Source organism: Lysobacter sp. Root916 (assembly GCF_001429785.1).
Lineage (GTDB): Bacteria > Pseudomonadota > Gammaproteobacteria > Xanthomonadales > Xanthomonadaceae > Lysobacter.
Genome location: NZ_LMJF01000001.1, coordinates 484,332 through 503,832 on the forward strand (window position 1 = coordinate 484,332; position 19,501 = coordinate 503,832).

At 67.2% G+C, this 19,501-nt stretch carries 8 protein-coding genes; 4 read left to right on the forward strand and 4 right to left on the reverse strand.

Annotated elements, in window-relative coordinates; all coding sequences use genetic code 11:
• The first annotated feature begins 173 nt into the window (after window positions 1-173).
• Entirely contained in the window at window positions 174-2,969 is a 2,796-nt protein-coding gene (locus tag ASE35_RS02405; protein ID WP_235570009.1) for an EAL domain-containing protein, read from the forward strand.
• Here the strand turns inward: ASE35_RS02405 and ASE35_RS02410 are convergent.
• The 4 genes from ASE35_RS02410 to xseA all read right to left on the reverse strand — a co-directional run bounded on the left by ASE35_RS02410 (window position 2,959) and on the right by xseA (window position 10,084).
• Window positions 2,959-4,893 (reverse strand): VWA domain-containing protein, encoded by a 1,935-nt coding sequence (locus tag ASE35_RS02410; RefSeq protein WP_343123514.1) that lies wholly within the window; start codon window positions 4,891-4,893, stop codon window positions 2,959-2,961. The two genes, ASE35_RS02405 and ASE35_RS02410, sit on opposite strands and share 11 nt — an antisense overlap.
• A gap of 375 nt (window positions 4,894-5,268) precedes the next feature.
• Entirely contained in the window at window positions 5,269-6,741 is a 1,473-nt protein-coding gene (locus ASE35_RS02415) for an aldehyde dehydrogenase family protein (protein ID WP_057162860.1), read from the reverse strand.
• A gap of 41 nt (window positions 6,742-6,782) precedes the next feature.
• Entirely contained in the window at window positions 6,783-8,429 is a 1,647-nt protein-coding gene (locus ASE35_RS02420) for an acetolactate synthase large subunit (RefSeq protein WP_057162861.1), read from the reverse strand.
• A 299-nt stretch (window positions 8,430-8,728) separates the two neighbouring features.
• On the reverse strand, window positions 8,729-10,084 hold the full coding sequence (gene xseA, locus ASE35_RS02425) for an exodeoxyribonuclease VII large subunit (RefSeq protein ID WP_057161262.1): 1,356 nt from the start codon (window positions 10,082-10,084) through the stop codon (window positions 8,729-8,731).
• 147 nt (window positions 10,085-10,231) lie between these two features.
• Between xseA and ispG the strand changes: the two genes are divergently transcribed.
• The 3 genes from ispG (at window position 10,232) to ASE35_RS02440 (ending at window position 19,426) form a co-directional block, all read left to right on the forward strand.
• A complete protein-coding gene (gene ispG, locus ASE35_RS02430) occupies window positions 10,232-11,503 on the forward strand; it encodes a flavodoxin-dependent (E)-4-hydroxy-3-methylbut-2-enyl-diphosphate synthase (RefSeq protein ID WP_056173556.1) in 1,272 nt (423 codons plus the stop codon).
• Window positions 11,478-12,200, forward strand: coding sequence for a phosphatase PAP2 family protein (locus ASE35_RS02435; protein WP_082611074.1), 723 nt, complete (start codon window positions 11,478-11,480; stop codon window positions 12,198-12,200). Before ispG ends, ASE35_RS02435 begins: the two co-directional genes overlap by 26 nt.
• A 134-nt stretch (window positions 12,201-12,334) precedes the next feature.
• On the forward strand, window positions 12,335-19,426 hold the full coding sequence (locus tag ASE35_RS02440) for a toxin TcdB middle/N-terminal domain-containing protein (RefSeq protein ID WP_082611075.1): 7,092 nt from the start codon (window positions 12,335-12,337) through the stop codon (window positions 19,424-19,426).
• Window positions 19,427-19,501: the final 75 nt, after the last annotated feature.

Genomic DNA, 19,501 nt, shown 5'->3' on the forward strand with positions numbered 1-19,501 from the left:
TCCGCTCAGGCTATCCTGCGCCCTGCGTTGTAGAAACATGAACGATCCAGAGGCCTGTAGCGGTGCAGACAACCGGAAGGCCAGCAGCAGGCGTCCACGCGGGGGCGCCTGGAACCGGCGATGAGCTGGCGGGCGCGCTGTGCGACGGCCTGCCGGCGGGCTCGCGGGTGGCGGTGCGCTGGCTGGACGCGCGCGGCGTGGTCGGCGGCTCGGCCGCGAGCGCGGCGCCGGAATCGGCCGCGATCGCCGAACGCCTGCTCGATGGCCACGGGCCGGAGCCCGAACGCCCCGACCGCGTCGCGGCCGCCTGGACCCTGGGCGACGGCACTCGTGCGGCGCTGTGCGCGCAACTGGGCGCGCCGTTGGCGCAGTCCGCGCGCGAGCCCTGGCTGGCGCTGGCGCAGCGCCTGGTGGCGGTGCAGCTGGCGGCGGCGCGCGCGCAGGCGCGGGTCGAGTCGCTGGAAAAGTCCGAGCGCCTGCAGCAGGCCTTGTACGAGATCGCCGACCTGGCCGGCTCGGATCTGGACATGGTCGACATGCTGCGCCGCATCCACGGCGTGGTCGGCGGCCTGATGTACGCCGAGAACTGCTACATCGTGCTCTACGACGACGTGCGCGACAGCCTGCGCTTCCTGTACTTCGCCGACCGCATCGATACCTACATCGCCGAGCCCGAGCGCGAGATCCGCGGCGAGGAGATGCCCAACAGCCTGACCCTGGCGCTGCTGCGCCACGGCGAGCCGCTGCAGGGGTCCTCGGCCTCGATACGCGAGCAGCTCAACGTCACCCAGGACCTGACCCACGGCCCCGACAGCCAGGACTGGCTGGGCGTGCCGATGCGCCGCGACGACCGCGTCTGCGGCGCGATCGTGGTGCAAAGCTACGACCGCCCGGGCCTGTACGGCGACGAAGAGCGCGCGCTGCTGGCATTCGTGGCCCAGCACATTCTGACCGCGCTGGATCGCTACCGCGCCCGCGAGGAGCTGGAACGCCGGGTTGCCGAGCGCACCCAGGCGCTGCAGCTGAGCAACCGCGATCTGCAGGCCGAGATCATCGAGCGCCAACGCGCCGAGCGCCTGCAGCGCGCCTTGTTCCGGATCGCCGAACTGTCGATCACCTCCGAAACGCTGGAGCGCTTCTACGCCCAGGTCCACGATGTGGTCAGCGAACTGCTGTACGCGCGCAACTTCTACATCGCCCTGATCGCCGACGACGGCGAGCACCTGGAGTTTCCGTACTCGATCGACGAGCGCGACCCGATCCGCGAGAGCCGGCGCCTGGGCGTGGGCCTGACCGAATACGTGATCAAGCGCGGCCAGGCCTTGCTGGCCGACCGCAACCGCATCGCCAGCCTGGCTGCGGCCGGCCTGGTGCGCAGCCTGGGTTCGCAGGCGCACTGCTGGTTGGGCGTGCCGCTGTTCCGCGGCGACCACGTGGTCGGCGTGATCGCGGTGCAGAGCTATTCGCCGGCGATCGCCTTCACCGTGCGCGACCAGGAACTGCTGACCTTCGTCGCCCACCACATCAGCAACGGCCTGGCGCGCAAGCAGACCCAGGACCGCCTGGTCACGGCGCATTCCGAACTCGAGCAGCGCGTGGCCTCGCGCACCCGCGAGCTGGCCCAGGCCAACACCGAGCTGCTGTCGCAGATCGGCGAGCGCCTGCGCGCCGAGCAGCAGCTCACCCATCAGGCCCTGCACGACGCCCTGACCGGCTTGCCCAATCGCGGCCAGCTGCTGGAACGGCTGGAGACCGCGATCGCGCGCGCCCAGCAGGATCCGCGCCGCCAATTCGCGGTGCTGTTCCTGGACCTGGACCGCTTCAAGCTGGTCAACGACAGCGTCGGCCACTCCGCCGGCGACGAATTGCTGATCGAAGCCGGGCGCCGCATCGTCGCCGCGGTCCGCACCGACGACACGGTCGCGCGCCTGGGCGGCGACGAATACGCGATCCTGGTCGACAACATCGACGGCTTGCGCGTGGCCGAGGAGCTCTCGCACCGGATCCTGCGCGCGCTAGGCGAGCCGTGCTGGGTGGCCGGGCGCGAGGTGTTCCCCTCGGCCAGCCTGGGCATCGCGATGTGGCACCCGCGCTACCGCACCGGCGCCGAGCTGCTGCGCGACGCCGACGCGGCGATGTACCGCGCCAAGTCCGCCGGCCGCGACCGCTGCGCGGTGTTCGACGAGGCCATGCGCGAACAGGCGGTACGCATCCTCGACCTGGAAGCCGACCTGCGTCGCGCCATCAACGGCGACGGCTTCATCGCCTACTACCAGCCGATCGTGCGCCTGAGCGATCACAGCGTGATCGGTCACGAGGCCCTGCTGCGCTGGCGCCACGAGCGCCGCGGCCTGCTGCTGCCCAGTGACTTCATCGGCCTGGGCGAGGACAGCGGCCTGATCGAGGAGGTCGATTGGCTGCTGTACGCGCAAGTGATGCGGCAGCTGGCCGAAGGCGGCGAGGGTTACGTGTCGGTCAACGTCTCGCCGCGGCATTTCCGCGCCTCGGACTTCGCCGACCGCTTGCTGCGCATGATCGACGAGGCCGGCGCCGACCCGCACCGGCTGCGCATCGAGATCACCGAAGGCGCGCTGCTGGACGACGTGCCGCGCGCGCTGCGCATGCTGCGCACCTTGCGCGGCCACGGCGTGCTCGCCCAATTGGACGATTTCGGTACCGGCTTCTCGGCGCTGTCCTACCTGCATCGGTTCCCGATCGAGTGCCTGAAGATCGATCAGAGTTTCGTCGCCGGCCTGGTCGGCGAAACCCGCCCCGAGAGCGTGGCGGTGGTGCGCGCGATCCAGGCGCTGGCCGGCACCTTGGGCATCCACACCATCGGCGAAGGCGTGGAAAACGAAGCCCAGCTCGCGGCATTGCGCGAACTGGGCTGCGCCTACGGCCAAGGCTATCTGTTCGGGCACCCGGCCGAGCGCGCGCAGGCGCCGCTGCGGCAGGCGCTCACTCGCTGACGCTGACCGCGGTGGAGGGCGTGTCGCCAGCGATCTGGCGGCGCGCGCGTTCGATCAACTGCACCAGCTCGCGGCGCTGACCCCAGCGATCGTCCAGCTTGCTCGCGCGCGCGGTCGCCTCGATCTTGTCCCAGCCCCAGCCGTCGGAACGGCTGCCGCCGCGCAAGGCGTCGGCGAACGCGGCCACCGCGGCGGCGAAGCGCATCGACTCGCCGGGCTGGGCATGCAGCTGCGAACGCAGGATCGGGGTTTCGATCAGGCGGCTGGCGTCCTGGCCGGGGCGCTTGTAGCGCAGCTTGAGGTTGGCGATCTCGCCGCTCTTGCCGGCCTGCGCGGCGGGCGCTTCGCGATAGCGCAGCGCGGGCAGGCGCGCGGCGGTGGAGCCGACCGGCGTGAGTTCGTACAGCGCGGTGACCTCGTGGCCGGCGCCGATGTCGCCGGCGTCGACCTTGTCGTTGTTGAAATCCTCGTGCTTGAGCACGCGGTTCTCGTAGCCGATCAGACGGTACTCGGAGACCAAGGCCGGGTTGAACTCGACCTGGATCTTCACGTCGCGGGCGATGGTCAACATGGTCGAACCCATTTCCTCGACCAGCACCTTGCGCGCTTCCTGCAGGGTGTCGATGTAGGCGTGGTTGCCGTCGCCGACATCGGCGAGTTTTTCCGACAGCGCGTCGTTGTAGTTGCCCTGGCCGAAGCCCAGCGTGGTCAGGGCGATGCCGCTCTTGCGCTGATCGGCGACCAGCGTCTCGAGCGCGCCCGGGCTCACGGTGCCGACATTGAAGTCGCCGTCGGTGGCCAGGATCACCCGGTTCACGCCGTCCTTGACGTAAGCCTGCTTGGCCATGGCATAGGCCAGGCGGATGCCGTCGCCGCCGTTGGTGCTGCCGCCGGCCTGCAGGCGGTCCAGCGCCTCCAGGATTTCGCTCTGGCGATCGCCGGGGGTGGGCGGCAGGACCAGGCCGGCCGAGCCGGCGTAGACCACGATCGAGATGCGGTCCTGCGGGCGCAGCTGTTTGGTCAACAGGCCGAAGGCGCTCTTGAGCAGGGGCAGCTTGTCGGGCTGATCCATCGAGCCGGAGGTGTCGATCAGGAACACCAGGTTGGCCGGCGGCAGGGTGGCCTTGGGCACGTCGTAGCCCTTTATGCCGATCATCAGCAGCTGGCGCTGCGCGTTCCACGGCGCCGGCGCGAGTTCGGTGGTGACCCGGAACGGCGTGTCGCGCGACGTCGGGGCGGGGTGGCCGTAGTCGAAGTAATTGATGAACTCCTCCGCGCGCACCGCGTCGGCGGGCGGACGCACGCCCTGGTTGAGCATGCGGCGCACGTTGCTGTAGCTGCCGGTGTCGACGTCGATCGAGAAGGTGGACAGCGGTTCGTCGGCGGTGCGGCGCACGGGGTTGTCTTCGCGCGCGGCGTATTTTTCGGTGTTGGCAGGTTGAAATTGCGCATCGCCCAAGAAGCCCACGGACGGCGCCGCCATCACCGGCGACGCGGTGCCGATCTGAGCGCGCTTCATGCGGCTGCCACTGACGTTGATGGCCTCCAGCGTGGAAGCCGGTGCCAGCTGCTTGGACTCGGTGACGTAGGCCATTGCCGGGGCCGGCGGAGGTGGCGGAGCGCCTGGCGCGCGGCGCATGGACAGATTGGCTTCCGGCAACTCGACGCCGGCGTTGGCGACCGAGTCGGCGGCCGCCTTGGCGGCGTCCGCGGCCGCCACCGCGCCGGCGGCCTGGTCCCGGATCGCGACCACGTCGGCTGCGGACGGCGCGGTCTGCGCCGTATGGCGTTCGCTGCGCGCATCGGCCTTGTCGGCGCTGGGCGCGTCGTTGCGGGTGCTGGTGTGGCAGGCGCTCAGCGCGAGCGCACTGAGCACGGCGACGAACAGGAGGGAGCTGGGGTAGGGCTGCGGCTTGGCGTTCATGCGGGCGGTTCCCAGGGAGGTCCTGGGTCGAAACGCATGGCTTGGCGCAGCGGGGTTAAAGGCGCCTCGATCGCGTGTTGGGGGGGCGCTCACCCCAAGCCCCCTCAGCCTTGCCCACCCTTCGTGCGCCGCGCGCGCGAGGCGCCATAGGCAGGGTGTGGTGAGCGCAGCGAACCGCACCATCGCGACGGCGCGGTTGTCACCGCACCCTGCGTCGCCTTAAGCCTTCTCCCGCTCGCGGGAGCAGGTGCCCGCGGGGCGGATGAGGGCGCCGTGCGAGCTTGGAGTCGCGCGCTCGCGCCGGCCCTCACCCCAACTCCCCTCAGCCGTGCATACCCTTCGGGCATCGCCAGCCGGAGAGGGACTAAAACAGCGTTACGCTACCGGATCCCGAATCACCAACAGCCGCTGCTCGGTCATATCCTCGATCGCATAACGCACGCCCTCGCGGCCCAGGCCCGAATTTTTCACGCCGCCGTAGGGCATGTTGTCGACGCGGAAGCTAGGCACGTCGCCGACGATCACGCCGCCGACCTCCAGGCGGTCCCAGGCGCGCATGGCGTGGTCGAGGCGACCGGTGAACACGCCGGCCTGCAGGCCGAAGTCGCTGTCGTTGACCTGGGCCAGGGCCTGGTCGAAATCCTCGAACGGGGCCATGAACGCGACCGGGCCGAACACTTCCTGGCGGAACAGATCACTGTCGCGCGGCACCCGTTCCAGCAGCGTCGCCGGCAGCATGTTGCCGCGGCGTTCGCCGCCGGCGATCAGCTTGGCGCCGCCCTTGCGCGCGGCCGTCACCCAGGATTCGATGCGCTTGGCCGCGGCCTCGTCGATCACCGGGCCGATGAAGGTGCGCTCGTCGCGCGGGTCGCCCATGCGCAGCTTCGACACCGCCGCCTTGAGCTTCTTGCGCAACTGGTCGTAGATCGCCGCGTGCGCGTAGATGCGCTGCACGCTGATGCAGCTCTGGCCGCTCTGGTAATAGGCGCCGAACACCAGCCGCTCGACCACGTGGTCCAACGGCACGCCCGGGTCTTCGTCGATGATGCAGGCCGCGTTGCCGCCCAGCTCCAGGGTCACCTTCTTGCGGCCCGCGCGCGCCTTGAGCTCCCAGCCGATCAATCCGCCGGTGAAGCTGAGCAGGGCGATGCGCTCGTCCTCGGTGAGCGCGCCGGCGTCCTCGTTGGAGCAGCAGATCACCGAGAACGCGCCGCGGGGCAGGTCGGTCTCGGCCAGCACCTCGCCGATGATGAGCGCGCCCACCGGGGTCTTGACCGCGGGCTTGAGCACGAAGGGGCAACCGGCGGCGATCGCCGGCGCGACCTTGTGCGCGACCAGGTTGAGCGGGAAGTTGAACGGGGTGATGAAGCTGCAGGGCCCGACCGGTACGCGCTTGACCATGCCGCGGTAGCCGCGCGTGCGCGGGGAGATCTGCAACTCGATGATCTCGCCGTCCAGGCGCGTGGCCTCGCCAGCGGCGATGCGGAAGGTGTCGATCAGGCGGGTGACTTCGCCGCGCGCGTCCTTGATCGGTTTGCCCGCCTCGATGCACAGGGCCAGCGACAGTTCTTCATGGCGCTCGCTGAAGCGCTTGACGCAGTGTTCGAGCACGTCGCGGCGCGCGTCGGGCGGAAACGCGGCCATGGCCTCGCGCGCCTTGTGCGCGGCGACGATGGCCTTGCGCACCACCGAGGCATCGGCGAAGGCGACGCGGGTGGCGACCTTGCCGCTGTACTTGTCCAGCACTTCCAGGTCGGTGTTGGCCGCGACCGGGCGGTTGGCGAGGTAGTAGGGATAGCTGCTCTTGAGTCCGGAGACGGTCTTGGACTTGGAGGGGGACTTGGCCATGGCGGATTCCGGTTGCGTACGGAGGTGGTGGGCGTCGGCGCTCAGCGCACCGCGGCGCTCAGGCGCGGGATGTCTTCGTTGAGGATACGGTCGTCGTCGGCGTAGTCGATCGGCACTTCGATCAGGTCGACGCCGGGCGCGTCCAGCGCGCGTTGCAGCAGCGGCAGGAATTCATCGCTGCTGGCGGGGTGGTGGCCGCGCGCGCCGTAGCTTTCGGCGTATTTCACGAAATCCGGGTTGCCCAGGTCCATGCCGAAGCTGGGGTAGCGCTCGTGGGCTTGCTTCCACTTGATCATGCCGTAGGCATCGTCGCGCAGCACCAGCACGGTCAGGTCCAGGCCCAGGCGTACCGCGGTCTCCAGTTCCTGCGAGTTCATCATGAAGCCGCCGTCGCCGCAGACCGCCAGCACGCGCCGGTCCGGATGCACGATGCGGGCCGCCATCGCCGAGGGCAGGCCCGCGCCCATGGTCGCCAGCGCGTTATCCAGCAACAGCGTGTTGGGCCGGCGGCAGCGATAGCCGCGCGCGAACCAGAGTTTGTACAGACCGTTGTCCAGGCACACGATGTCGCGTTCGCCCATCGCGGCGCGCACGTCGGCGACCAGGCGCTGCGCCACCAGCGGATAGCGCGGGTCGGCGTTGCGCTCGTCGATCTGCGCTTCCATCGCGGCGCGCACGCGATCGAAGAAGGCGAAGTCCCAGTGCGGCTGCGGCGCGATCGCCTCCGAAAGCTGCCAGACCGCGTTGGCGATGTCGCCCACCACTTCGATCTGCGGGAAGTACACCGCGTCGACTTCGGCGCTGGCGTAGTTGACGTGGATCACCGTGCGCCGGCCCTCGCGCATGAAGAACGGCGGCTTCTCGATCACGTCGTGACCGATGTTGACGATGCAGTCGGCGGCGTCGATCGCGCGGTGCACGAAGTCGTGATCGGACAGTGCCGCGTTGCCCAGCCACAACGGGTCGGTTTCGTCGACCACGCCCTTGCCCATCTGGGTGGTGAAGAAGGGGATGCCGAGTTTGGCGAGCAGGGCGCGCAGCTGGCGTGCGGTGGTCTTGCGGTTGGCGCCGGCGCCGATCATCAGCAGCGGATGGCGCGCGCGCATGATCGCGGCCGCGGCGTGCGCGATGGCCTTGTCCTCGGCCAGCGGGCGGCGCGAGTACGAAGCGGGGATCAGCCGGGCCTCGGTCGGATCGGCGGCGATGTCCTGCGGCAGCTCCAGGTGGGTGGCCCCGGGGCGCTCCTCCTCGGCGCGGCGGAAGGCCTCGCGCACGCGCGCCGGGATCGCGTCGGCGGACACGATCTGGCGGGTGTACTTGGTCAGCGGGCGCAGGGTGTCGACCACGTCGACGATCTGGAAATGGCCCTGTTTGCTGGTCTTGATCGGCTTCTGGCCGGTGATCATCAGCATCGGCATGGCGCCGAGCTGGGCGTAGGCGGCGGGGGTGACCAGGTTGGTCGCGCCCGGGCCCAGGGTGGACAGGCAGACGCCGGCCTTGCCGGTGAGGCGGCCGTAGGTCGCGGCCATGAAACCGGCGGCCTGCTCGTGACGGGTCAGGACCAGTTTGATCGTGGAGGTGCGCAGCGATTCCAGCAGGTCCAGGTTCTCTTCGCCCGGAATCCCGAACACGTACTCCACGCCTTCGGCTTCGAGCGCGGCGACGAACAGATCGGACGCCTTGGTCATGCGGGACTCCGTGGTGGGCTGCGCCCGAGTCCTGCGATCCTCGCTCAGATCGTGTTAGCGATGGGCGATGGCGGGGCGCCTTGGGCGGAACGGTGCGTCGCGTGGGCGGGGGCGCCGGCCGTCGACGCCGTCGTCGAGTGCGAGGTGGCGCTATCGCGGCTCACGCCGCTCCCACAGGCGCAGCGGCGGCGCTGCGGAGGGGCCTTCGCAGGCCCTGAGTTTCTGGTGCCCGCCGCCTGTGGGAGCGGCGTAAGCCGCGATGAATCCCGTTTGCGGCGCAGCGCGTATCGAGCCGCGTCTCAGACGGCCGCGCCGTCGTCCCCGCCCTCGACCTTCACCCGCAGCCGCCCGTCCTGGACGCGCGCGCTCAGGCGGTCGCCCGGTGCCGCATCCAGCACGCTGCGCACGACCTGGCCGTCCTCGCGCTGCAGGATGGCGTAGCCGCGCGCGACCGTGGCCAGTGGGCTGACCGCTTCCAGCGAGCGTGCCAGACCGCGCAGGTGCAGGCCTTGGTGAGCGAGCCGGCGCGCCATCGCGGCGCGCGGGCGCGGCGCGAGCGCGCTCAGACGTTCGCGTAGGGCCGCGATGCGGCGTTGCGGGTGATTGGCGCGCAGCACCGCATCGGCGTGGCGCAGGCGCGCGCGTTCGCGTTCGAGTTGGCGCTGCCAGGCCGCGCTGAGCCGGCGCAGCGCTTCGGCCTGGCGCAGGCGCAGGGCCTGCAGGCGCGCCTGCGGCCGCAGCGCGTTGAGCCGCAGCGCGGCGCGGTCGGCGCGTTGCATGGCCTGGCGCAGGCGTTGCAGTTGCAGGTTGCGCAGGCGCGCGTCGAGCTGGCGCAGGCGGCGCAGCAGTTCGTCGCGGTCAGGCGCGATCAGTTCGGCCGCGACCGAGGGGGTGGGCGCGCGCAGGTCGGCGGCGAAGTCGGACAGGCTGAAGTCGGTCTCGTGGCCGATCGCCGAGACCACCGGCACCTCGCAGGCCGCGATCGCGCGCGCCAGGCGCTCGTCGTTGAAGGCCCACAGGTCTTCCAGCGAACCACCGCCGCGCGCCAGCACCAGCACGTCGTAGCGGCCGGACGCCGCCGCGCGCTGCAGCATGCTCACGATCTGGGCCGCGGCGCCTTCGCCCTGCACCGGCACCGGCAGCACCTCCGCCTGGATCAGCGGGAAGCGCCGCGCGAACACGCTGAGCACATCGCGCACCGCTGCGCCGCTGGGCGAGGTGATCACACCCACGCGCGCCGGGTAGCGCGGCAGCGGGCGCTTGCGTTCGGGGTCGAACAGGCCCTCGGCGCTCAGGCGCGCCTTGAGTTCCTCGAACGCGCGCCGCAGCGCGCCTTCGCCGGCCTCCTCCATGTGGTCCAGCACCAGCTGGTAATCGCCGCGCGCCTCGTACAGGGTCAGACGGCCGCGCGCGAGCACGCGCAGACCCTCGCGCGGGACGAACTTCAGCCAGCTGCTCTTGGGCTTGAACATCGCGCAACGCACCTGCGCGCGCGCGTCCTTGAGGGTCATGTACAGATGCCCGGACGACGGCCGCGACAGATTGCCCAGCTCGCCCTCGACCCAGACCAGCGGGAAGGTGTCCTCCAGCAGATTGCGCGCCAGGGCGTTGAGCTGGCTGGGCGAGAGGACGTGGTCGGGCGCGGCGGCGTTCATGTTCGGGCGGGCGTTACGGCCCGATACCGTACTGCTTTTAGGGCCGGGATTGTGGATTCGGGATTCGGGATTCGTTAAAGCTGGGGCGCCTCTATGCCTTACGAATCCCAAATCCCCAATCCCAAATCCCGGCTTTACAATAGAGGCATGAATTCCGACGCTCCCTTGCCCTGCGCCCATCCCGGTTTTGGCCCCTTGCCGCGTCGCCTGACCCGCAGCGTCCGCATCGGCGCGGTCGAGGTCGGCGGCGGCGCGCCGGTGGTGGTGCAGTCGATGACCAACACCGACACCGCCGACGTCGCCTCCACAACCAAGCAGGTCGCCGAGCTGTGGCGCGCGGGCTCGGAGCTGGTGCGGGTCACCGTCAACACCGTCGAGGCCGCCGCCGCGGTGCCGCGCATCGTCGACAAGCTGGCGATGATGGGCATCGAGGTCCCGATCATCGGCGACTTCCACTACAACGGCCATCAACTGCTCACCGCCGAGCCGGCCTGCGCCGAGGCCCTGGGCAAGTACCGCATCAACCCCGGCAACGTCGGTTTCGGCAAGAAGAAGGACAGCCAGTTCGCGACCCTGATCGAGTTCGCGATCAAGCACGGCAAGCCGGTGCGCATCGGCGCCAACTGGGGCTCGCTGGACCAGGCCCTGGCGGCGACCCTGATGGACGAGAACCACGCCCGCGCCGAACCCTGGGACGCCGGCCGGGTGCTGCGCGAGGCCCTGATCCGCTCGGCCCTGGACTCGGCCCAGCGCGCGGTCGAGATCGGCCTGCCGGCCGACCGCATCGTGCTCAGCGCCAAGGTCAGCGGCGTGCAGGAGCTGATCGCGGTCTACCGCGAGCTCGCCAACCGCGGCGATTTCGCCCTGCACCTGGGGCTGACCGAGGCCGGTATCGGCAGCAAGGGCATCGTCGCTTCCTGCGCCGCGCTCGGCGTGCTGTTGCAGGAAGGCATCGGCGACACCATCCGCATTTCGCTCACGCCCGAACCCGGCCAGGCGCGCAGCAACGAAGTCGTGGTGGCGCAGGAACTGCTGCAGACCATGGGCCTGCGCGCGTTCACGCCGATGGTCACCGCCTGCCCGGGCTGCGGCCGCACCACCAGCACCTTCTTCCAGGAACTCGCGCAGAAGGTGCAGGAGCATGTGCGCGCGAAGATGCCGGAGTGGAAGATCAGCCACCCAGGCGCCGAGAACCTGACCCTGGCGGTGATGGGTTGCGTGGTCAACGGCCCCGGCGAATCGCGTCACGCCAACATCGGCATCTCGCTGCCGGGCACCGGCGAAGCGCCATCGGCGCCGGTGTTCGAGGACGGCGAGAAGACCGTGACCCTGCGCGGCGAACGCATCGCCGACGAGTTCGTCGACCTGATCGACCGTTACGTCGACCGCAACTATGGCGCTCGCGCAGCGGGTGCCTGAGCCGCCGCTCCACGATGCCGCGCTGAAGCAGGAGGCCCGCTTCGGCGTCGCCTTCCTGCGCCGCCACGGCCTGCGCCTGCTGCTGGTGTTCGCCGGCCTGCTGCTGCCGCTGTGGGCCTTCGTCGAGTTGGCCGACGAGATCCACGAGCAGGACATCATTCCGTTCGACGTACCGATCCTGCAATTCGCCCATTCGCTGGCGCGCGAGGGCTACGACCGCTTCTTCGTCGCGATCAGCCAGCTGGGCTATCTCTACGGCGTGGTCCCGTTCGATATCGCGTTCGTGCTGGCGCTGAGCCTGCTGCGGCGTTTCCGCGAGGCCACCTACGCCGCGATCGCGTTGGGCGGCTCGGCCCTGCTCAACATCGCCGCCAAGCAAGCGTTCGCGCGCGACCGGCCGTCGTTGTGGGAATCGATCGCGCCCGAGCACAACTACAGTTTCCCCAGCGGCCACGCCATGGGCTCGGCGACCCTGGCCTGCGTGCTGACCCTGTTGGCCTGGCGCACCCGCTGGCGCTGGCCGGTGGCGGTGATCGCGGCCGCCTTCGTGTTGCTGGTCGGCCTGTCGCGGGTCTACCTGGGCGTGCATTACCCCTCCGACATCCTGGCGGGCTGGTCGGTGGCCACGGCCTGGGCGGTGGCGGTGTATCTGCTGGCGTTCCGGGGCGGGGTGGGGCCCTGGCGGGGCACGAAATGAGCAAGCAAGGCACGGCCGTTATGTCTTGACGGCGAAGTGTGACGATCGTCAAGCTAATCAATAGCTTATGTCGGCCATAGGGTCGTGCGCTTGCACGAGTGGTCGGCGGCATCGCGGTGAGGGGACCGCTATCCATGTCGAACGAATCTGTTGCCCGCGCGCCGCTGGGGCCGGCCCTGCTGTTGTCCGCTGTCGCGGGTTTATTGCTGCTCCAGGCAGGGGTGCTGATATCCGGCAGTTTCGCGGATCCCGTCACCGGCGGCGGTTCGCCTCCGACCGCCTTGTTCGCCAGCGACCCGGCATCGGACAGCGTGTCGGCGATCGGCGCGGAGTTCCGCGTCGACGAATCGGGCGCAGCGACCTACACGGTGCCGCTGTACTCGGTCCCGGGAACGGCCGGTGTCGCGCCCAAGATGAGCCTGAATTACTCCAGCCAGGCCGGTAACGGAGCGCTGGGCAAGGGCTGGTCGATCGGCGGGTTGTCTTCGATCTCGCGCTGCCGCGCTACCCGCGAAGCGGGCGACTTCATCGAGAGCGGCCAGCCGGTCGACGGCAGCCCGCCACCGGTCAACTTCAGCGCCTCCGATCGCTATTGCCTCGACGGCCAGCGCCTGGTCGCGCATGCCGGCACCAACGATGCCTGCCCCAGCGTCGCCGGTTTCACCGCCTCCGGATTCCGCACCGAGTTGGAGTCCTTCCAGCGTGTGTGCGCCTACAGCAGCGGCGCCAATGGCCCCTCCTTCTTCACCGTCGAGCGCAAGGACGGTTCGATTTCCTGGTACGGCGATCGCGACAACAACACCAGCGCCAACCGCGCGGACGGCTACGTCAACAGCAACGCGCCCGGCAAGGAAGCGATGGCGCTGACCTGGGCGCAGACGCGTTTCCAGGATTCCACCGGCAACTATATCGACTACCTGTACCACGAGGGCCTGGACGGCATCGTCGGCGAGCATCTGATCCAGAAGGTGCGCTACACCGGCAAGACCGTGTTGGCGGGGCAGTCCAGCCCTGCCTCGACGCCGTATGCGGAAATCGTCTTCAACTACAGCGCTTCGCCCGCGTTCAAGGCCTACATCGCCGGCGGCTACACCCAGCTGGCGCATCGGCTGGACAGCATCACCTCGACGGTGGACGACGACGACAACGGCAGCTACACCACGGCTCGCCACTACACGCTGACCTATGCGTACGGCAGCGCCGCTCAGACGCTGACCCAACTGCGCGAATGCAACGACAGCGCTCAGCTGGTGTGCGCGGCGCCTACCAACTTCACTTGGAGTCAGAGCTACACCGACAGCCGCGGCTTCTTCGAGACGCAGGAATCTTCCGGCTCGATTCCCAACGGCAGCCTGATCAAGTTCGAGGGTTTGAAGTTCGGCGATATCGACGGCGACGGCCGTCAGGACCTGGTCTGGATCAAGGACGGTCAGACCGGCGAGGCTTGCGGCACCGAAAGCATCTACGTGGCCTTCAGTCGCCAGGATCCCAGCGGCAAGCCGTACTTCACCGTGGGTAACCCGGTGCTGTGCAGCCCCTACGAGTTGAGCTGGGAGACCTACGAGGGCGATGCGAGCTGGTTCCTGCTCGACTACGACGAGGACGGGCGCGACGACCTGTTCCTGAGCGGCACGCCCAACTGGGTGGGCTATCGCTCCAACGGCGATTACAACCAGCCGTTCCAGACCGGCGTGAACCTGCTCGCCGAACTCGCCCAGCCGATTCCGGGTGCGGGCTCGGCCAAGAATTCCGAACCGCAGCATGCCGACGTCAACGGCGATGGCTTGATCGACCTGATCTATCCGCGCTCGGGCAGTATGTACGTCCGCGTGATGGAGCGCGGTGGCAGCTATGGCTATCGTTGGGGCAACGAGCGCCTGCTGACGCTGCTCGATGCGCAAGGCAACGGCTACGCGGTCTACGGGCTGTATCGCAAAAGCAACTATCAGCAGCTCAACGATTTCAACGCCGATTCGCGCTCGGATCTGCTGATTGAGGTCAGCGCCGGCTGCAGCGGGGGAGGCGGTCCCCCGGGGCCAGGGCCTGGCGACCCGCCCATCCACCCCAACAGTCAGCCGGTGGCCTTCAGCAACGCAACGCCGGCTTCGATCGGTCAGTGCGCCACCATGGCTCCGTTCACCATCGAGCAAGTTGCAGCGACGGGCATTACAGCCAGGGTGTATGGGCCGGGCCGATTCTCCACTGCGGAAACCATCAGCTTTGCCGACATCAATGGCGACGGCCTGACCGACTATGTCTATCACGGCACGACCACCAATATTCCGACCTATGGAATCAATACCGGCGTGGGGTTCGGCTCGGGCGGCAATCTGGGGCTGGGCATCGTCACGGCGCAGGTGCACGTGGCCGACGTCAACGGCGATGGTCGTGCCGACGTGCTGTACCCAAGTACCGATTATCAGCGCTTCGTGGCGCGTTACGGCGATCCCGCCGGCGGCTTTTCGCCGGCCGTGTCGCTCCCCAATGTGTTAACGGGCTGCGGCGACACGATGTGCCTGCCGCGTCATAGCTATCTGTTCGGCGACTACGACGGCGACGGCAACGTCGACTACATGCGCGTGCGCTGGGACGATTCCAGCTCGCCCATCTATTTCTCGCGTCCTGGCCCGAGCAATCGTTTCATCCCGCGCGACGTCATTACCCGTTTCACCAACGGCCTGGGCGCGGAAACCGATCTGAGCTACGCGCCTTTGATCAACAAGGACCTCTATCGGCCGGCCGTAACCAGCACCCGCAACACAGCGGCATGGGGGCGCGCCTCGCCGGTACGCGATGTGCTGGGTCCGGCCTATGTGGTCTGGCGTGCGGCCAGCAGTGCGCCGAAGTCGGGTGCAACCGACGCCAAGGCGACCTTGTACTACCGCTACGCCAGTGCCCTGATGCAGGCGGGCGGTCGCGGCTACCTGGGGTTCGGCAGCATCGAGACCATCGATGTCAATCACAGCAGCGGCTACGTCGTCACCAGCAATACCTACCATCAGAACTTTCCGTTCATCGGTCTGCCGCAACGGACCGTGAAGTCTGCGGTTGCCGATCAGACCTATACGGTGCCGGCGTGCTTGGTCGGACCGGTCAACGATGCCTGCTTTGTTCCCCGCGGCCAGGCGCTACCCTCTTTGGGCGGCAGTTGGTTCTCGGATAAGACGCAGGTGTGGTGGGCGACCGGATCTGGCTTTCAGCCGGAAGTGCAAGCTCCGATTTACGTGGCGACGGGGAGCACCGAAGAGAAGCTGCGCGACCCATTTACCGGGATGCTTACCAGCCGTACTACCTCGGCGTTCTATTACACCGGCCATGGCAATGTGAACTGGTCGGAAGTAAGGACCTACACGTTGAGCGAATCGGTGCCTACTTCGACCGTCGTTACCAACAACAGCTACACCGACGATCCGGCACGTTGGCGGCTTGGACGACTAACCACGAATTGGGTCGAGCACCAGCGACCCGGAAAGCCGAACATCGCTCGCGTGACCAATTTTCTCTACTCGATGAGCGGCCCGGCGACCGGTCTGTTGACGGAAGAACGCATCCAGATGGGCGGCCCGGATGATCAAGAGTTGCGCAAGTTGTACTACTACGACAGCTATGGAAATCGGACGCTGACGAAAACCTGCGCGCGCGTATCCAGCTCCATTTGCGGTGTGGGTCCCGCGAATTTTCGTTCCACGGACCCAGCCGAAGTAGTACGTCATGTGCGCACTACGTACGATGCAAGAGGGCGATTCGCGATCAAAACCAGTGAGCCGTTCTACAACGGGAGCACCAGTCAGGAGCGCGACGTCCTCACCGTGTTGGGGCGCAACCGCTACGGCGCCGTGACCGAGGCTATCGACATCAACGGCGTACGCTCGGTCGCCGAGAGCGGCGCGCTCGGACGCGACTTTGCGACCTGGAGCCAGACCTCCCCGTCCTCCACGCCTGGCAATGGCGGTGCCTACGGCTATGCGCGTTATCGATGGTGTGGAACTGGCGCAGATACGGTGAGTTGTCCGACCGGTGCACGCTTCCGGCAGGAGGTCACCGCTACGGCCTCACTGGCTTCTTGGACCTACTTCGACGTGCTCGGTCGGCCGGTGATGAGGGCCAGCGAAACCTTCAATGTCGGCGTATCCGGCAAAGACGTTTCGGCGGTTTGCACGGAATACGAGGCCACGGGCAAGCCCGCGCGCACGTCCAACCCGTTCTTCCTATCTGGAACGGTCGGCGCCAGCGGCCCGACGCTGGCAGCGGACGTGTGTTCGACCGGTCGCGACTGGACGACCACCACCTACGACCTGCTCGGACGCCCGCGTTTCGTGACCGCCCCAGACGGGGCGACTGCGCAAAACTACTACTCTGGCCCCTGGACGGTAGCTATCGATCCGCGCGGCAATCAGATGACCACCACGCGCAATGGCTTGGGCGAGGTGACCACCGTCACCGACCCGAACTATCACGGCCTGACCAACTATTACAACGCGGACGGCACGATCAGCAATGTCAACCGCGACCCCGGACGCGGCGCGGTGGTGAATTACTTCCAGTACGACGTGCTTGGTCGCAAGATACGACAGACCGACCCCGATGCCGGCGAAACCACGTACCAGTACAACGCCGCTGGCGAAGTGGTGGTGGAACAGGACGCGGCGGGCAGCCGTACCGAGAATCTGTACGACGCTCGCGGCCGCGTCTGGCGCAAGACCGTGCGCTTGGCGAACGGCAACATCGAATCGCAGTCCACCTATAACTACGACACCGCGACGAACGGCGCCGGCAAGCTGGCCAGCGAGACGGTGACCGGGGCCTACGCGGAATGGGTGGCCGGCGGCGGGGCCGGAGGCGGTCCGCAGCTCAGCTTCAGTCGCAGTTACCAGTACGACGTCATGGGGCGCGTCAAGCGGGTGGAGACCGTGATCGACGGCGCCACCTATGTCGCCCAAACCGAGTACGACGAGCTGGGTCGGCCCTGGCTGTCGCAAGACGCGTCTGGTCGCTGGAGCAAGGTGGAGTTCAACGTGCGCGGCATGCCCAGCGCGACCTGCGACGTGGGCCTGAACCCGGAGGGCACTCAGGCGGGCTGTCCGTCGGACGCGAACACGGTCTCGCGCACGCTGGAAACCGATGCCTGGGGCAACGCCATCAGCGAGCGCCGCGGCAACTCGGCGGCTATGGACGTGAAGCGTTCGTATTCGACGTTGACGGGGCGGCTGGAATCGCTGTGCGCCGGCAACGCGAGTACCTGCAATCTGATGAAGGAGCTGTACGCCTGGGACGCGGCGGGCAATCTGCATACACAGCAGAAAGAAAACCGCTATCTGGAAACCTTCACCTACGACAGTCTGAATCGTCTGGTCGAAGGCCGACAGGCGATGCGCGACGGCGTGACGGTGGACCTGGTCACCCAGCGTTTCGCCTACGACCTGATCGGCAATGTCTGCCGCAAGGACGATCGTACCTACCGCTATGACGGCAACGCCGGCTGCGGTGCGGGTGGTTTGGAGGGCAACGGCAGCGCCAGCGCCAGCGGCCCGCATCGGGTCGCCGAAACCGTGCTGGATGGCGGCGGCAGCGTTTTCTATTACTACGACGCGCACGGCAATCAGACCGTCCGCGACGAGCCGGGCACCGCCAACGACCGTACGGCCTACTACAGCTCGGACGATCTGGCTTACGAGATCTCGTTGGGTAATGGCACGCGCACCCGTTTCTGGTACGGCAGCGATGGCCAGCGCTACAAACGCGAGGATGGCGGCAAGACCACGCTGTACCTGGGTAACGTGGAGATCGTGACCGATCTGGGGGTGACTACGATCAAGCGCACCCTGGGCGGCGTCCTGTTGCAGCAGATTGTCGGAACCTCGGTCACCAAGCGCTTCCTGTTCCACGACCGCTTGGGCAGCCTGGTCCGCACGGCCACCGAATCGGGAGCCGTATTCAACAACATGGACTTCGCGGCCTACGGCGCGCGCCGCAGCCACCTGACCGGCACCGGCAGCGGCGCCGCGCCCAGCCTGACCACGCGCGGCTTCACCGGCCACGAGCACGTCGACGCCGTCGGCGTGATCCACATGAACGGCCGCATCTTCGACCCGAGCTTGGGCCGATTCCTGCAGGTCGATCCGTTTATCCAGGACCCGGAGAATCCCCAAAGCTGGAACGCGTACACCTACGTATTCAACAATCCGCTGCGCTATACCGACCCGAGCGGCATGTTGGGGGTGGAGGAGAGGCAGTGGTTGGGGGCGATCGTGGCGCTCACGATGATCATTGTCGGGCAGCCCGTCGGTATTGCAGAGGCTGTTGCTTGGACTGCCTTGTCCGGATTTGTAGGCGGCGCGATAGCGACGCAAAGCTTCCGAGGAGGTGTGCTGGGAGCGATGACCGCCGTGGTGACTGCGGGCATCGCAGGGGCTGCTGTCGGGGCAGGGCCCTTCGCTCAGATCGGCATGATGGCCTTGACCGGCGGCGTAATGGCGCAGTTACAAGGGGGTAACTTCGGCAGTGCGTTTTTGTCAGCTGGATTGACGGCGGCGTTTATGCCCCATGTTGGACGCATAACCAATGATGTAGGCCGGACGCTTGTCGGCGCTCTAGTTGGAGGAACGATCTCGGAGTTGTCGGGCGGCAAGTTCGCCAATGGTGCTATCAATGGAGCGATTCAGGCAGCGATGCTGCCTCACGGGCCTTCACAACAAGAAAAGGGGTTCGCCAATACCAGCGAGATTACTTGGGGCGATACCGGTGTTCCATTTAGTCGTGAGGCCCCTGTTGAGCTCAAGTCTATGTTCGCGAATTCCGATTTAGGGGCTCGAATGGATCGGCAATGGGCATGGATGATAAACAGTGGGCGAGAAAATGGGTTTGCTGCATTTATATCGGAAGTTAATCCTGGGTTGCCATTAAAGTTCAGAAATTTTCCTGCAGCCTTACGTAGTGTGGAAACAGGTAGGTATGATTACTTCGATCGGGCTGCCATGATAGGAGTCTTAACTCCACCACTAGGCTATAGACTTTTTTTAACTTTCCATGGGCATCCTTGGGGCACAGGTTATAATTGGATCAGTCGGTTTCCATTCTTGATAAAAGATCCGACTGGGCCATCATTGCTAGATCAACGTGCCGCCAAAACTTATCCGGGCGCTTATCACATTGTAAGATGGGAGCAGGCAGGGATTACAGTGACCGGATATTACGGTCCGAAGGTAGAGTCAGGGCTCTCCAAGTGAGATTGGCTGGGCTGGCTATCTTTATATAATGGGGGTCATAGTGATATGTGTCGAAATCGTTGGCTTGCTTTTCTT

What these genes read in the sequence shown, in the direction of transcription:
- ASE35_RS02410 (WP_343123514.1), bottom strand. Translation starts at nt 4,893, where the DNA reads ATGAACGCCAAGCCGCAGCCCTACCCCAGCTCCCTCCTGTTCGTCGCC.
- ASE35_RS02415 (WP_057162860.1), bottom strand. Translation starts at nt 6,741, where the DNA reads ATGGCCAAGTCCCCCTCCAAGTCCAAGACCGTCTCCGGACTCAAGAGC.
- ASE35_RS02420 (WP_057162861.1), bottom strand. Translation starts at nt 8,429, where the DNA reads ATGACCAAGGCGTCCGATCTGTTCGTCGCCGCGCTCGAAGCCGAAGGC.
- xseA (WP_057161262.1), bottom strand. Translation starts at nt 10,084, where the DNA reads ATGAACGCCGCCGCGCCCGACCACGTCCTCTCGCCCAGCCAGCTCAAC.
- ispG (WP_056173556.1), top strand. Translation starts at nt 10,232, where the DNA reads ATGAATTCCGACGCTCCCTTGCCCTGCGCCCATCCCGGTTTTGGCCCC.
- ASE35_RS02435 (WP_082611074.1), top strand. Translation starts at nt 11,478, where the DNA reads ATGGCGCTCGCGCAGCGGGTGCCTGAGCCGCCGCTCCACGATGCCGCG.
- ASE35_RS02440 (WP_082611075.1), top strand. Translation starts at nt 12,335, where the DNA reads ATGTCGAACGAATCTGTTGCCCGCGCGCCGCTGGGGCCGGCCCTGCTG.